Genomic DNA, 13,992 nt, shown 5'->3' with positions numbered 1-13,992 from the left:
AGAATAAGTTACTGTATACACGCACCTTTTTTTGGTAAGATGAAGAAAAGATTTAGGAGGTCTATTATGGATTTTTCCTCGCTCATTTCAGAAGAAAAAATAAAAAAAGCGTATAAAAATGGAGAATTTAACAATTTGCCTGGTTTTGGAAAAACTTTGCCTAAAGATGACTTGGCTGCAGTTCCTGAAGAACTTCGAATGGCTTATCGTGTTTTAAAGAATGCCGGATTCAGTCCAGAAGAAAATCAGCTAAAGCAGGAATTATTAACAATCGAGGATTTATTAAAAACATGCTGTGATAAAGAAAAAGAAGAACTGCAAAAAAAATACAATGAAAAATTATTGCGATTTAATAAAATGATGAGAGAAAAGAGAGGCACTTCACATTCCGCTTCGTTTAAAAAATTTCAGCAAAAAATAGAAAGTAAACTATGGGAAAAGTGACAAATAAATGTTTAACTTCAAGAGGATGTTGTAAAATGTCGTCTTTTTTGTTGACTGTTTTCTAAAAGTTTGTTGTTTTTGAATAAAACAATAAACATGGTTGAAGCACTGAGCAGCCTGAATACACGTAGACTCCTGCGGGAAAAGCGAGAAAGACGAGACTTGTGCAGGAGCATAGCGACGAGGAGGCTCGGCACTCGTCAGCGGAAAGCGAAGTGTATTCAGGCTGCGGGTTTAATAACAACAATCTATCGAAAAGAGCCTTTTTGTTTTAGAATTTGTGACAAAATAAGGATTTTCTAAAAATAAAAGAAAAATTCCCTAAAAAAATGACAAGAAATGTCGAAGTATAGAGTAGAGGATTAAGAGTGTTGACAATATACAGCAGAGTATCGAAAAAGTAAGACTGCAAACTTTCAGGCTGATTGAAAACGTTTGTCTATCGAGGAATGACCCTTTTTGAGGAGCGGCGGCTAACAGGAAGTTGGTCAGAACGACGTTGCAACAGGACGTTGCGTATTTAGTCGTTCCTCCACTTTTACCTGGTAATGAGCACCGCAAAAAACGGGGAGTGACGAAGAGAGCGAACGTTTTTCAACAGCTTGAGGAAATATTATGAAGTAAGATAGGTGAATTGAATGGATAAAACGTCTCTTATAGGGATAATACTTGCGTTGATTGCGGTTGGCGTTGGTATGGTTTTTAAAGGAGTTAACCCTGCAGTATTGGTCAATCCCGCAGCAATATTAATTATTTTATTAGGAACAGCAGCAGCAGTTACTATTGCTTTTCCAACAAGTGAAATAAAGAGGGTACCGAAATTATTCGGGATTTTGTTTAAGGAGCAAAAACAACAAAACATCCCCGATCTTATTCGTATGTTTTCTGAATGGGCGCAGCTTGCACGGAAAGAAGGTTTATTAGCACTAGAAGCAAAAACGAATGAAGTGGAGGATCCTTTTTTACGAAATGGTTTATCTTTATCTGTTGATGGTCAAAGTGCTGAGTATATTCGCGATGTTTTATCAGAAGAGATTGAAGCGATGGAAGAGAGACATCAAGCAGGAGCGCTTATTTTTACACAGGCTGGAATGTATGCACCAACATTAGGAGTACTTGGAGCAGTTATTGGGTTGATAGCAGCCTTAGGATTTATGGACGATGCAGAAGGCTTAGGACATGCAATCAGTGCAGCCTTTGTAGCGACATTAATGGGGATTTTTACTGGATATGTATTATGGCATCCATTTGCCAATAAATTAAAAAGAAAATCTCAAATAGAAGCAAAGCAAAAGTATTTAATGATAGAGGGAATATTATCGATTATAGAAGGAGAAGCGCCTAGAGTAATTGAACAAAAATTAGCTTCTTATCTGCCACTTGCTGAAAGAAAAAAATTCTTAGAAGAAACAGAAAGTGTGAATAATAATGAGTAAAAAAAGAAAAAAGAAGGAACATCATGAAGATCATGTAGATGAATCTTGGCTTGTTCCCTATTCTGATTTATTAACGTTATTATTGGCTTTATTTATCGTGTTATATGCGATGAGTTCTGTCGATGCAAAAAAATTCGCAGCACTTGCAGATGTTTTTAATAAACAATTTCAGAGTGGTACAGGCATATTTGACTATCCTAGCCCAGCATCAACTCCTATAGAAGAAAAAGTGGACTTAGACAATCCAAATAAACAGCAGAAAACAAAAGAATCATCTTCTATTACAGAAGAAGAATTAAAAGAAATGCAGAAGCAGCAAGATCAAAAAGAGTTAGAAAAAATTCAGGATAAGGTAAATTCATACATTAAAGAGAAAAAGTTAACAGACAAGCTGGAAACTTCTTTAACGGATGAAGGTTTACTCGTCTCAATAAGAGATAATGTCTTGTTTGCATCAGGAAGTGCGGATATACGGAATCACGACAAAAAAGTGGTCTCTGAAATTTCGAAATTACTTGTAATGGATCCACCAAGAAGTATTATTATTAGTGGTCATACCGATAATGTTCCAATTCGTAATGCTAAATTTGAATCGAACTGGGAGCTTAGCGTTACAAGAGCAATTAATTTTATGAAGCTGCTGCTAAATAATCATAACTTGGATCCAAGTTCCTTTAGTGCAAAGGGGTATGGAGAATTTAAACCGATTGCTAGTAATAAAACAGCAAAGAACAGAGAGAAAAATCGCCGAGTAGAAATTTTAATACAACCGCGAACAGTAAAAAATTAAAAGTGTGACTTCCATGGTTATTGATAAGACTATTGGAGTCATTCTTTTTTTTTGTAAAGGCTGTGGTTAAATAGCAACAATCTATACGAAAAAAGCCTTTTTGAAACATGATTTTCTATTTATCATTTGTCCTTTTTTTGAATCTGATAAAATCTAAACAATAAGAAAATTCTTCTTTTGTAACCCCCTCCTTTATTGCATTTTCCAATAGCTTCAACCACTCTTCGTCCACTGTTTCTGATACAATGGCATCTTCTGTTTCCAGCAGTTCATCCAAATTGGTATCTAGGGTCTTAGCAAGCTTTGAAAGTATTTGTAAGGATGGATTCTTTTGGATGCCACGTTCGATATAGCTTAAATATGATTTGGAAACACCTGCACGTTCTGACAGCTCATTAATAGAATAACCTTTTTTTAATCTTAATGACTTAATGCGTGCTCCTACCATTTAGATAATTCTCCTTACGTATTGTACAAATATATTTTTCATTATAACGAACAAATTCTTCGATAAAAAGTATGAAAAAGCTAGTTAATAAGAGAAAAGACGAGAAAAAGAACGAAAATTGTTCGTTAAAAAGAAAAAATGAACATTTTTAGAATTTTCCAAAATAAGAGATTTGAACTATACTACGTATGATGGTTCTATAAAAAGAACGATATAAACATTTAAAAAGAACTTTCCGCTGTAATTTGACACAATTTGCAATTTAAGAAGAATAAAATTGATAGAAAAAAGAGGGTGGGGAATATATACAGGAAAAATTGTGATAAATGTCATAGACCTTCCTTTAGCAGTAGTGAGATAGGATCATGGTATTGCCCTATATGTCATAATGATTTAACAACAAACCCATTTTTTGATGCAAACACTTTTGAACAAATTCATACAAATTTTTTAGTTAGAAAAGTTATAAACGGCTATGAAAATATGGATGGTAATAAAGAAGATGATAGGGAAAATGATAAAAAATAACTTGGCAGAAAATTCGACAAATTATATGGAATCATAAATAAAATGTTGAAAATACTAGGAAAAAACAACGTAAAATGCATAATAATCCGACAAAATAAGTCACATATAAAATGAACTAAGTTGTATAATATAGAAATAGTAAATAGGTAGTCTTTTTGGTTAGTAAGGGAAAGTAATGAAAATGGCAAACCTTTCGAAAGAAAGGGACGCAAAGTCACGGGTCTAAAGTATATGTACGATGATAGCCGGACTGCAAAAATACAAACGTATTTTTGGGAGGGAAGAATTAAGTGATAGATGAAAAATTATTAAAGGAAGAGCTGGACACAGATTGGATACAACTAATCATGGAAGCAAAAAAACTCGGTATGGATATACAAGAAGTGCGCAATTTTATTCGAAATAATTTAAATGATTGCTTAATTCTTAAAACGGCTAATGAATAATTTAGATTCGTATCTCCCTAGTATTTTACATAAAATAAAAAAGACACAAACTTTGTGCCTTCCCAGTTGCAGAACTTACATTATCGATGGAGGTTCTATTTTTTTTGTTCAATTCTCCATTTGTTAAATTCCAAAAACTCTCGAAACTCGTTTTTAGAGACCCCAGAATCCATCGCTTCCTTTACGATTTTAAGCCATTCTGCATCTAATTCCTCTTTATTTTGTTGTTCGTTGATAAGATGATCAACAGGAATATGAAAAACAGCAGCTATTTTTTCTAAAAATTGAATGGATGGATTGGATTGTAAATTTCTCTCTAATGAACTTAAATACGATTTGGCAACTCCAGCCTGTTCGGCTAATTCTGACAATGACATTTTTTTTTCTTGTCGTATTTTCTTTACACGATCTCCAATCATACAGCCTCACTCACCTTATCAAAATCTGTACTACTATCATATCAAATATTAACAACAAGTTCCATATAAAGAACGATTTGTTCGATGTTGTCCAATTCCTTCATGTATTTTTATTAACGCTCTTGTCTTATAGATTGTTGTTATTAAACCCGCAGCCTGAATACACTTCGCTTTCCGCGGACGAGTGCCGAGCCTCCTCGTCGCTAGCTCCTGCGGGGTCTCGTCTTTCTCGCATTTCCCGCAGGAGTCTACGTGTATTCAGGCTGCTCAGTGTTTTAGCTAGTTTATTATTTTATTCAAAAACAATAAACTTTTAGAAAACAGCCTTTATTAATTAGATATACATTTTATCCAGAGACGTATTGGTAAATAAATGGCGATTGTCTACTTGAACTCCATGAAGAAATGAGTAAACAAATGGAAAAAAGTTTTTTCTTCATCTTATCACAAATAAAAAGATTCCCTAAGTAGGGAGAAATTCTTATTATAATATTGCTGTATTGTTTATTCCAGAAGGATTTTCATTAGATCAGCTAAATAGCTTTTTATGTATATCATGAACCACAGCTTCTTCTTCCTGCTTAAAAAAGGATAGCTACACTTCATCATAAAATGTGATATATTGATTTTACGCAGCGTTTTATAGTGTAAAAGAGGGAATGATGAACTTGTTCCCTCTTTTGGTGAAAAGGTATTATTTACGAAGGGAACCTAATTCTTCAGCAATTGCTTGCATTTCATTTGGACTAAATGAATTTTTTTTCATGACATGTTCGTAAATTTCTTTTAATTCTTCATACATTTCCCCATCAAAATGAGATGGCTTAATAGCTCCGAAGTTTAAAACTTTTAATTTTTCCTTTATTTGTTCAATCATATACTCCACATTCTCAGGTGATTTCGTATTTAAATTCATGTTTTGTATTTCTCCTTTCTTCAATTAAATCTATATTAAGCTTCTATTTAATACATCTTTTCATGGGTTTGCGAAAAAGTCAATGGTCATTGCCTAGCAGCCCAATTAACTGCAATATTTTTTTAAAAGTGCTTGTTCTGTGCCTGCTGATAAATCAGCCGTGAAGGAAAAAAGCAGAAGGATTGCTTCAATTTAGTAGGAATGCTAGTGTGTATTGTATGTATGTAATAATTAAATTGGAGGAAACTATCATGAAAGTAAAAGTGTTATTTATTTGTTTAGGAAATATATGCCGTTCGCCAATGGCAGAAGCAATTTTTCGTAATCTTGTAAAAAAAGAAGGATTAGAAGATAAAATAAGCTGCGATTCAGCAGGTACTGGTGGATGGCATGTTGGTAATCCCCCTCATAAAGGAACGAGACATATATTAAAACAAAACAATATTAGTGAAAAAGGGATCGTTGCCAGGCAGTTTATAAAAGAAGATTTTGAGCAATTCGATTATTTAATTGCTATGGATCCAACCAATATTGAAAACATGAAAAAATTAAGTGCGGACCCTACTGCCAAAGCTCGTTTGCTATTAGATTATACGGAACAAAACAAGGGAAAAGAAGTACCAGATCCTTATTATACAGGTAATTTTGAAGAAGTATACGGGTTAGTTACAGAGGGCTGTGAAGCATTATTACAGGAGATTAAAACAACGTATCACTTTTAATAATAGTACAAACCATTTTCTTTTTTAGTATAGGAAGGTGAAGAAAAATAGGAGACATTATCACGATTATAAAGAAATTAGCACAAAAAATAAAGCAGGATGATGTGTTTGATCTTGCTGCACAATTGGCTTATTATTTTTTATTGTCGATTTTTCCACTTATCATTTTTATGATGACATTACTTCCTTATTTACCGATAACAAAAGAAGACTTGTTAGGGATTTTTGAAACATTTGCACCTAGTGACAGCATGATTATTATTGAATCAAATTTAGAACAAGTGTTAAATAAAAATGGGACATTATTATCGTTCGGGATTATCGCAACGATCTGGTCTGCATCAAATGGTTTAAATGCAATCGTAAAAGCATTTAACAAAGCCTATAATGTGCAAGAAACGCGTTCATTTATTGTGGCAAGAGCCATGTCCATCGTTTTAACGTTAGCGATGATTGCAGTTGTGGTCATTGCTTTATTATTGCCGGTTTTTGGAGAGCAAATAGGTATTTTTCTTTTTTCCAAATTTAATTTGTCTAATGAATTTTTAACGGTTTGGGGCGCTATGCGCTTTTTAGTTAGTCCAGTTATTTTATTTATTGTTTTTTTAGCATTATATTGGTTTGCACCGAATATAAAAATTACATGCATCAGTGCTATTCCAGGAGCACTATTTGCAACTGTTGGCTGGGTGATTGTTTCATTCGGTTTTTCCTACTATGTTGGAAATTTCGGCAACTATTCAGCGACTTACGGAAGCATCGGAGCCATTATTATCACGATGATATGGTTTTATTTAACAGGCGTGATAATAATGATTGGCGGAGAAATTAACGCCTATTATACCGATAAAAAGAAATGTTGAAGTAGACACTTGGCAGGTTTAATCCGTTATTTACCTTTATAAAAAATGTCATGAAGTACAAACTATTAAAGGGGAAATTTCAAAATAGGGGGATTCACATTATGCCAAAAAAAGACGGCGGTACGAAGCAAAAAGGGAAAAGTAAACCAAAACATAAAACATCCAGTTCTGCAAATGGACAAAATGGCTATCATTAAATGATAAAAGGCTGACTCCAAAAGTCGTTAATAACGATTTTTGGAGAGTCAGCCTTTTTTATTCGATGAAAACTGTTACATCATCATTATTATCAACGTAATAAACGCAGACTGTTTAAAATGACTAAGATTGTGCTTCCTTCATGACCTATTACACCAAATGGAAGATCAAGCATTTGTAAAAAGTTTGAGCTGATAAGGAGTATAATTACAGTTATTGAAAAAATAATATTTTGTTTAACAATGCGGTTCATTTTTTTCGAAAGTTTTATTGCTTCGGCAATTCTTGGCAAGTCATTTTTCATCAGGACAACATCGGCGGTTTCTAACGCTACATCAGTACCTTCTCCCATTGCAATCCCTACAGTTGCCGTAGCAAGTGCAGGAGCATCATTAATGCCATCACCAACCATTGCCACATTTTGATATTTATCTTTTAATTCTTTAATATGCGTTACTTTATTTTCAGGCAAACATTCGGCTATATACTCATGCACATGACTTTCTTTTGAAATGGCATTTGCTGTTTTTTCACTGTCTCCTGTTAACATAACGGTATAAATATTTTGTTGTTTTAATTTGTCGATCGCCTTTTTTGTCTCGTCACGAACAATATCTTTTAAGCAAATTAATGCGACGATTTCTTCCGCTTTTTTGACAAAAACAACTGTTTTTCCTTCTTCTGTTAAGCGATTGTATGCATAGTTACGAAATTGTTCGGCTGCTTCTTTTCCAACAAACTCTGCTTTCCCAATTCTCCATTCTTCTTCTTGTACAACAGCAGTTACTCCCCATCCAGAAGTATCTTGAATGCTGTTCGGCTGAAGAAGTTCTTCTTCGTAAGTAGATTTTGCATATTGAACTATCGCTTTTGCTAATGGATGGTTCGAATGACTTTCAATACTTGCAGTAGTCAGCAATATCTCTTTTTCTAATAAGCCTTCTTTAACAAGTACTTCTGTTACAACTGGCTTTCCTTTTGTTAGTGTACCTGTTTTATCAAAAGCAATTGCTGTAATATGTGCTAAATTTTCTAAATGAACGCCGCCTTTAAAAAGAATTCCGTTTCGTGCACCATTGGATATAGCCGATAAAGTGGCAGGCATAATGCTCGCAACAAGGGCACATGGTGATGCAACCACTAATAAAACCATTGCTCGATAAAATGTCTCATTCCAAGACCAGTCAAATAGAAAGTGCGGAAGAAACATCATGACAAACACAAAAGCTAAAACCACTTTTACATATGTTCCTTCAAATTTCTCAATAAATGCTTGAGAAGGAGATTTTTCACTTTGTGCCGATTGAACGAGTGTAATAATTTTTTGAAAGAGCGTTTCGTTTGTATTTTTTGTTATCTCTACTGTAATAGAACCATTAATATTAACTGTTCCAGCAAATACTTCGTCATGAATGCTTTTTGTTACTGGTACGGATTCACCTGTGATCGCCGATTCATCAATAGAACTATTTCCGATTAGTATATTTCCGTCTGCCGGAATTCTTTCCCCAGGTTTAATCAGGATCTTATCTGTGATTGACAAGGAAGCAACAGGGACAACTACTTCACTGCCATCTGGAAGGAGCTTAACTGCTTCCTCCGGCTGTAAACTCATAAGAGAGGAGATTTCTTTATTGCTTTTATTCATTGTATATGTTTCAAGGGCACCACTTACTGCAAAAATAAAAATTAAGATAGCTCCCTCTGTCCAATAACCAATGATAGCTGAACCAATTGCTGCAAATACCATCAGCATTTCTACATTTAATTCTTTGTTTTCAATCGTTTCTTCAATACCTTCTTTTGCTTTTGCAAAGCCTCCGATAATAAAGGCAAGTATATAGGATGCGATAGATAAGCTTTCTTGTTGTGAAGACTTAAGCAGCCATCCTGTTAAGATAAGAACACCGCTGATGATGGCAGCGATTAATTCTAAATGGGGCGTTACTTTTTCTAATAAAGTTTCTTCTTCTATTTGTCTTTGTGAAAGCATTCTTGTATCTGTTGTCATTTTTTATTCCTCCTGTTTTCTTTTTTATTTTCTTTTAGCAAAGATGACTAATTCTTATTGAGAGAGAGAATCACATTCATTACCCTTAAAAAACACGAAAGCTGCCACCTCTACAGGTGACAGCATTATTCCTTACGAAAAACTGTTTATACAATTGAATTTTTAGCCGAAGTTATCATCCATATTGCTTACAGAGATTATTTAATTACAATCATCTTACCATATTATATATGCATTTCCCATTACTTTGTTCTAAAAACTTAACTAGTTTATAATAATTTTTGTTTTCCGAAAAATAATAAAACATAATAGCAATAAATTCGCGAAAAGGAAAGGAAATCCTGCGTTAATTCCGGTAATTCCGCGAACTGTCGAAAGATTTGGTTGATCCTTTATTTTCTATGTTTAAACTATGTTAAAATAAGTGAGAAATGGAATGTACTTCTGATATCATGATGTTTATCTTTAGCAGAAAAGGGAAAATTAAACTTAAAATGAAAGGAAGGGAATTAGGATGGTAAATAAAATCTTTATGTTTGCGGCCTTTATAGGAGTGCCTTTATCCGTTATTGGCTCCTTATTACACTTGCCGAGTATTTTAATGTTTATCATTTATTGTTTAACGATTGTTGCTCTTTCCAGTTTTATGGGAAGAGCAACAGAAAGCTTAGCAATCGTCGCAGGACCGAGAATTGGCGGTCTATTAAATGCAACATTTGGCAACGCAGTTGAATTAATTATTGCTATTTTTGCATTGAGGGAAGGATTAACGGAAGTAGTCTTGGCATCACTTACCGGTTCCGTGCTTGGAAACTTATTATTAGTTGCTGGATTGTCCTTTTTTATAGGAGGAATCAAATACAAAAGACAGCATTATAATGTGTATGATGCTCGCCATAATTCGGGATTATTAATGTTTGCGGTCATTGTGGCATTTGTAATTCCGGAAGTTTTCTCCATATCTATGGATGGGAACGAAACGCAATCATTGAGTGTCGGAATATCCGTCATTCTCATCTTATTATATTTAGCAGCATTGGTCTTTAAACTTGTAACACATAGAGGGGTTTACCAGTCAGAATCAAAAGGAAACAATGAGGCTCATGAAGAGACGCCGGAATGGTCTGTCAAAAAGAGTATGGGTATTTTAGCGATTGCTACCCTAGCAGTTGCGTATGTATCTGAAAACTTAGTACATACATTTGAAGTCGTAGCCGAGTCGTTCGGTTGGAGTGAGTTATTTATTGGGGTCATCATCGTAGCGATTGTCGGTAATGCAGCAGAACATGCATCTGCGATCGTAATGGCATATAAAAACAAAATGGACATTGCGGTAGAAATTGCAGTAGGTTCTACTTTGCAAATAGCAATGTTTGTTGCACCATTGCTTGTTTTAATCTCGTTATTTTTCCCAACGTCGATGAGTTTGGTCTTTACGTTGCCGGAGCTTGTTTCTATGGCCGCGTCGGTATTGTTAATGATCGTTATTTCCAATGATGGGGAAACAAATTGGTTTGAAGGTGCGACGCTGCTTGCCGCCTATGTCATTATGGGAATTGGATTTTATATATTGTAAATGGTAGTAGCATAACAGAAGCCCACCTGCTTTCTTTACAGCAGGTGGGCTTTTTTGGATGTACATCTTCCTTTCTTTATTCGGATATTAGTTTGAATAAGTATACCTTTAAATGAATATGTTCTGTTTAGGGAAGTAAATCAAGTCGCTTCCATCGAATCACCAACCTTTTTCCATTTTAATTTGCGATAAAATAAAGCTTGATTGATGAATATCCAATAGTATTAATAATCCTCCTTTATTAGTTTAAAAAAGCGGTTTGATTAGCTGCCCTCCTTTTATTTGATAAGCTTATTATAGTATATTTTTCGATAGTTGTAAATATTCAGATTATTATTTTCTGCATTTTTTGGACAAGTTTTTTTGAGACTGTGCATATGTATTAAGGACATGTAATTATTTAATTGCTGTTTTCGTATAGTTTGTTGCTTTTAAACGCGCAGCCTGCATAGACTTCGTCCGTTTAGCGAGCGTCGAGCCTCCTCGTCGCATACGCTTCTGTGGAGTCTCGTCTTTCTCGCATTCATACAGGAGACTACGTGTATGCAGGCTGCTAAGAAATGCTTTTCCATATGTATTATTGAAAAAACAACAAACTTTGAGAAAACAGTCTATTTAAAAAGAAAGGAAGATAAGATGTCCGTATTTTATCGCAGTCTTTTTTATATAATTGGCCTTATCATATTATCTTTTGGTGCAACACTTACGATAAAAGCGAATCTTGGAGCAGGACCATGGGACGCATTAAATGTAGGACTTTCTCATTTAATCGGTTTAACCATTGGCAGCTGGATCGTAATTATCGGCATTGTGTTAATTTTTGTAAATGGACTTTTGTTGAAAAAAAGACCGGATATCCTTTCCTTGATTACTGTATTTATAATCGGTTTTTTTGTCGATTTTTGGATGGCTGCTTTATTGAACAGCTTTAATTATTTTTATTTTAAGAATCAATTTGTACTGTTGATTGCTGGTTTGATTATTGCTGGATTAGGAATTGCAATGTATTTACAAGCAAGATTTCCTTTAAATCCAATCGATCATTTTATGGTAAGTATGCAAACAAGGTTTGGCTTAAATATTATGGCGGCTAAATTAATAGGGGAAGTATTAGCATTGCTGTTTGCTTTGCTTGTAAATGGTCCAATTGGACTTGGAACTGTTATTATTGCGTTTGGCATCGGACCAGCTATTCAATTTTTTCATCCTTATTGCAATGGAATCATGAACAAGTTATGGATGAAATAAGCAGAAAACTTTTGTTGTAAAAAATTAATGGATAAAAATGTCGAACTCCGAAAAAAATAACAATAAATATTCGTTATTGAAATGAAAAGGAGTTCTAACTATGCGTAAAAAAATCTCGTTTGTCCTATTAACTTTTATATTGATGCTTACAACTCAAACACCTGCCTATGCAAAAAAAGACGAAAAAAAGCAAGCGGAATTGCCTAAATCGAATTTAGTAGCTATTCCGAATTCTGTTATGAACATAACAAAAGAAAATACGTATCCGAATCCGGCGCAAGATATGCCGAAATTGCAGCCAAGTGAATTAACACAACAGCTTATTGATTCATCAAAAGTAAAGATTGAAAATCCTGATTTAATTCGCATGTTAAATGAGTCATCAGTTAACAGTACACCGTTTACACTTGGCTATAAAGCAATTGTTTATCTAGGGCAATGGCCATTAAATTACGAGTCTTCAGAAACGGCGCCAAATTGGGAATATCAAAAAATTAACACCAACTTCTTTGATAATAGAGGCGGAAATGCACCGTATCAAATTCATTACGTACAAGAGGCACAAAAAATAGTGAGAGGCGGATTAACAGCAAAAATTCCAAATGCAGAAGATGTGAAAAAAATGATGCTCGTAAAAGCAATGCAAAAATCAGGATTACCACTTGCTTTTGAAACAGTGATTGGGACAGGAACAAAAAAAGACCAAGTCTATAATATCCCTGCCAAAAACCTTGGCTATTTATATGGATATGCACCAGCTGTAAATGAAAAGGGAAAAGTAACATATGGCGAAGTATATTTAATGTTAAAAGGAAGAAAACAGACGATTATCGTGAAAAACGTGACATCACAAGGAATCGGTGCCTGGATTCCTGTGCAAGATCATATTTCTTTTGGATTCCTTGCAACTGATAAGCCAAGATAAGTTTAAAAGAAAAAGGATGCAGCTGCATCCTTTTTTGAAAGGTACGAAAGTATATAATTATTCAACTTAAACGAGTGTGCTTTTCTTAAATTATTAAATAATACTGTTGATTTCAACTAAAATAGGGAACTCCTATATATTAGGAAGTCCCTTTCGTATGCCATTAAAGGTATAAAGGACAAAACAAGGTGGTTAGAACCAGTTTTGTCTTTGAGACGCCTTATCAAGGACAAAAAAGAGGAAAAAACCCAAGTTTTGTCTTTGAGATGTCTTATCAAGGACAAAACAAGGGGAAAAAACCCGAGTTTTGTCTTTGAGACGTCTTATCAAGGACAAAACAAGGGGAAAAAACCCGAGTTTTGTCTTTGAGACGCCATATCAAGGACAAAAAAGAGGAAAAAAACCTTGTTTTGTCTTTGAGATGTCTTATCAAGGACAAAACAAGGGGAAAAAACCCAAGTTTTGTCTTTGAGACGCCTTATCAAGGACAAAAAAGGGGAAAAAACCCGAGTTTTAGTCTTTGAGATGTCTTATCAAGGACAAAAAAGGGGAAAAAACCCGAGTTTTGTCTTTGAGATGTCTTATCAAGGACAAAACAAGGGGAAAAAACCCGAGTTTTGTCTTTGAGATGTCTTATCAAGGACAAAACAAGGGGAAAAAACCCAAGTTTTGTCTTTGAGACGCCATATCAAGGACAAAAAAGAGGAAAAAAACCTTGTTTTGTCTTTGAGACGCCTTATCAAGGACAAAAAAGGGGAAAAAACCCAAGTTTTGTCTTTGAGACGCCTTATCAAGGACAAAAAAGAGGAAAAAACCCGAGTTTTGTCTTTAAGATGTCTTATCAAGGACAAAACAAGGGGAAAAAACCCGAGTTTAGTCTTTGAGACGCCTGATCAAGAACAAAACAAAGGTAAGAGAAGCAATTCCTTGTCCAAGCACCAGAATTTATATGTTTCAAGTTAGATAGAACTGTCCAGCTTCGACGCTTCTTATTATAAACAGACTATTATTTTAATCATTTT

14 protein-coding genes and 1 riboswitch are annotated in these 13,992 nt (G+C 34.4%); of the genes, 10 read left to right on the top strand and 4 right to left on the bottom strand.

Annotated features, from left to right (window positions below):
* Positions 1-66: 66 nt before the first annotated feature.
* The 3 genes from ACTXGU_RS14225 (at position 67) to motB (ending at position 2,670) form a co-directional block, all read left to right on the top strand.
* Positions 67-444, top strand: a complete 378-nt coding sequence (locus ACTXGU_RS14225) for a J-domain-containing protein (RefSeq protein WP_443482185.1) — start codon at positions 67-69, stop codon at positions 442-444.
* A 638-nt stretch (positions 445-1,082) separates the two neighbouring features.
* On the top strand, positions 1,083-1,880 hold the full coding sequence (gene motA / locus ACTXGU_RS14220) for a flagellar motor stator protein MotA (protein ID WP_443482184.1): 798 nt from the start codon (positions 1,083-1,085) through the stop codon (positions 1,878-1,880).
* A complete protein-coding gene (gene motB / locus ACTXGU_RS14215) occupies positions 1,873-2,670 on the top strand; it encodes a flagellar motor protein MotB (protein WP_443482183.1) in 798 nt (265 codons plus the stop codon). The genes motA and motB overlap by 8 nt, the downstream gene beginning before the upstream one ends.
* A 115-nt stretch (positions 2,671-2,785) precedes the next feature.
* Here the strand turns inward: motB and ACTXGU_RS14210 are convergent, their stop codons facing one another.
* Positions 2,786-3,118 (bottom strand): helix-turn-helix domain-containing protein, encoded by a 333-nt coding sequence (locus ACTXGU_RS14210; RefSeq protein WP_443482182.1) that lies wholly within the window; start codon positions 3,116-3,118, stop codon positions 2,786-2,788.
* 701 nt (positions 3,119-3,819) lie between these two features.
* Positions 3,820-3,904, top strand: a riboswitch (cyclic di-GMP riboswitch).
* Between the two features lie 32 nt (positions 3,905-3,936).
* Between ACTXGU_RS14210 and ACTXGU_RS14205 the strand changes: the two genes are divergently transcribed.
* Entirely contained in the window at positions 3,937-4,092 is a 156-nt protein-coding gene (locus ACTXGU_RS14205) for an anti-repressor SinI family protein (RefSeq protein ID WP_443482181.1), read from the top strand.
* A 95-nt stretch (positions 4,093-4,187) separates the two neighbouring features.
* On the opposite strand, the gene ACTXGU_RS14200 is transcribed toward ACTXGU_RS14205, so the two are convergent.
* Both ACTXGU_RS14200 and ACTXGU_RS14195 read right to left on the bottom strand, forming a co-directional pair.
* Positions 4,188-4,511: a helix-turn-helix domain-containing protein gene (locus ACTXGU_RS14200; protein WP_443482180.1), complete on the bottom strand. Its 324-nt coding sequence runs from the start codon at positions 4,509-4,511 to the stop codon at positions 4,188-4,190.
* Between the two features lie 694 nt (positions 4,512-5,205).
* Positions 5,206-5,427: a DUF1128 domain-containing protein gene (locus ACTXGU_RS14195; protein ID WP_443482179.1), complete on the bottom strand. Its 222-nt coding sequence runs from the start codon at positions 5,425-5,427 to the stop codon at positions 5,206-5,208.
* 251 nt (positions 5,428-5,678) lie between these two features.
* On the opposite strand from ACTXGU_RS14195, the gene ACTXGU_RS14190 reads away from it, so the two are divergent.
* Together ACTXGU_RS14190 and ACTXGU_RS14185 are read left to right on the top strand one after the other, a co-directional pair.
* Complete coding sequence (locus tag ACTXGU_RS14190; protein ID WP_443482178.1) at positions 5,679-6,149, top strand: low molecular weight protein-tyrosine-phosphatase; 471 nt, start codon at positions 5,679-5,681, stop codon at positions 6,147-6,149.
* Between the two features lie 104 nt (positions 6,150-6,253).
* A complete protein-coding gene (locus tag ACTXGU_RS14185) occupies positions 6,254-7,012 on the top strand; it encodes a YihY/virulence factor BrkB family protein (RefSeq protein ID WP_443482177.1) in 759 nt (252 codons plus the stop codon).
* Between the two features lie 289 nt (positions 7,013-7,301).
* Here ACTXGU_RS14185 and ACTXGU_RS14180 read toward each other — a convergent pair whose 3' ends face one another.
* Entirely contained in the window at positions 7,302-9,221 is a 1,920-nt protein-coding gene (locus ACTXGU_RS14180) for a heavy metal translocating P-type ATPase (RefSeq protein ID WP_443482176.1), read from the bottom strand.
* A 514-nt stretch (positions 9,222-9,735) separates the two neighbouring features.
* On the opposite strand from ACTXGU_RS14180, the gene cax reads away from it, so the two are divergent.
* The 4 genes from cax (at position 9,736) to ACTXGU_RS14160 (ending at position 13,854) form a co-directional block, all read left to right on the top strand.
* Entirely contained in the window at positions 9,736-10,797 is a 1,062-nt protein-coding gene (cax, locus tag ACTXGU_RS14175) for a calcium/proton exchanger (protein ID WP_443482175.1), read from the top strand.
* Positions 10,798-11,340: 543 nt separating this feature from the next.
* Positions 11,341-12,045 carry a YczE/YyaS/YitT family protein gene (locus ACTXGU_RS14170; RefSeq protein ID WP_443482174.1) on the top strand — a complete coding sequence of 235 codons (705 nt, stop codon included), beginning with the start codon at positions 11,341-11,343 and terminating at the stop codon, positions 12,043-12,045.
* A 100-nt stretch (positions 12,046-12,145) separates the two neighbouring features.
* Positions 12,146-12,970 carry a YfkD family protein gene (locus tag ACTXGU_RS14165; RefSeq protein WP_443482173.1) on the top strand — a complete coding sequence of 275 codons (825 nt, stop codon included), beginning with the start codon at positions 12,146-12,148 and terminating at the stop codon, positions 12,968-12,970.
* Between the two features lie 623 nt (positions 12,971-13,593).
* Positions 13,594-13,854, top strand: a complete 261-nt coding sequence (locus tag ACTXGU_RS14160) for a hypothetical protein (protein ID WP_443482172.1) — start codon at positions 13,594-13,596, stop codon at positions 13,852-13,854.
* The last annotated feature ends 138 nt before the right edge of the window (positions 13,855-13,992 follow it).

It is taken from the genome of Niallia sp. 01092 (assembly GCF_052318935.1).
In the GTDB taxonomy this organism is placed as follows: domain Bacteria; phylum Bacillota; class Bacilli; order Bacillales; family Cytobacillaceae; genus Niallia.
This window is presented reverse-complemented; position numbering and strand designations above follow the sequence as displayed.

Excerpts from the sequence above, each read along its gene's own strand:
- ACTXGU_RS14225 (WP_443482185.1), top strand. The coding sequence starts at position 67 with ATGGATTTTTCCTCGCTCATTTCAGAAGAAAAAATAAAAAAAGCGTAT.
- motA (WP_443482184.1), top strand. The coding sequence starts at position 1,083 with ATGGATAAAACGTCTCTTATAGGGATAATACTTGCGTTGATTGCGGTT.
- motB (WP_443482183.1), top strand. The coding sequence starts at position 1,873 with ATGAGTAAAAAAAGAAAAAAGAAGGAACATCATGAAGATCATGTAGAT.
- ACTXGU_RS14210 (WP_443482182.1), bottom strand. The coding sequence starts at position 3,118 with ATGGTAGGAGCACGCATTAAGTCATTAAGATTAAAAAAAGGTTATTCT.
- ACTXGU_RS14200 (WP_443482180.1), bottom strand. The coding sequence starts at position 4,511 with ATGATTGGAGATCGTGTAAAGAAAATACGACAAGAAAAAAAAATGTCA.
- ACTXGU_RS14195 (WP_443482179.1), bottom strand. The coding sequence starts at position 5,427 with ATGAATTTAAATACGAAATCACCTGAGAATGTGGAGTATATGATTGAA.
- ACTXGU_RS14190 (WP_443482178.1), top strand. The coding sequence starts at position 5,679 with ATGAAAGTAAAAGTGTTATTTATTTGTTTAGGAAATATATGCCGTTCG.
- ACTXGU_RS14180 (WP_443482176.1), bottom strand. The coding sequence starts at position 9,221 with ATGACAACAGATACAAGAATGCTTTCACAAAGACAAATAGAAGAAGAA.
- cax (WP_443482175.1), top strand. The coding sequence starts at position 9,736 with ATGGTAAATAAAATCTTTATGTTTGCGGCCTTTATAGGAGTGCCTTTA.
- ACTXGU_RS14170 (WP_443482174.1), top strand. The coding sequence starts at position 11,341 with ATGCAGGCTGCTAAGAAATGCTTTTCCATATGTATTATTGAAAAAACA.
- ACTXGU_RS14165 (WP_443482173.1), top strand. The coding sequence starts at position 12,146 with ATGCGTAAAAAAATCTCGTTTGTCCTATTAACTTTTATATTGATGCTT.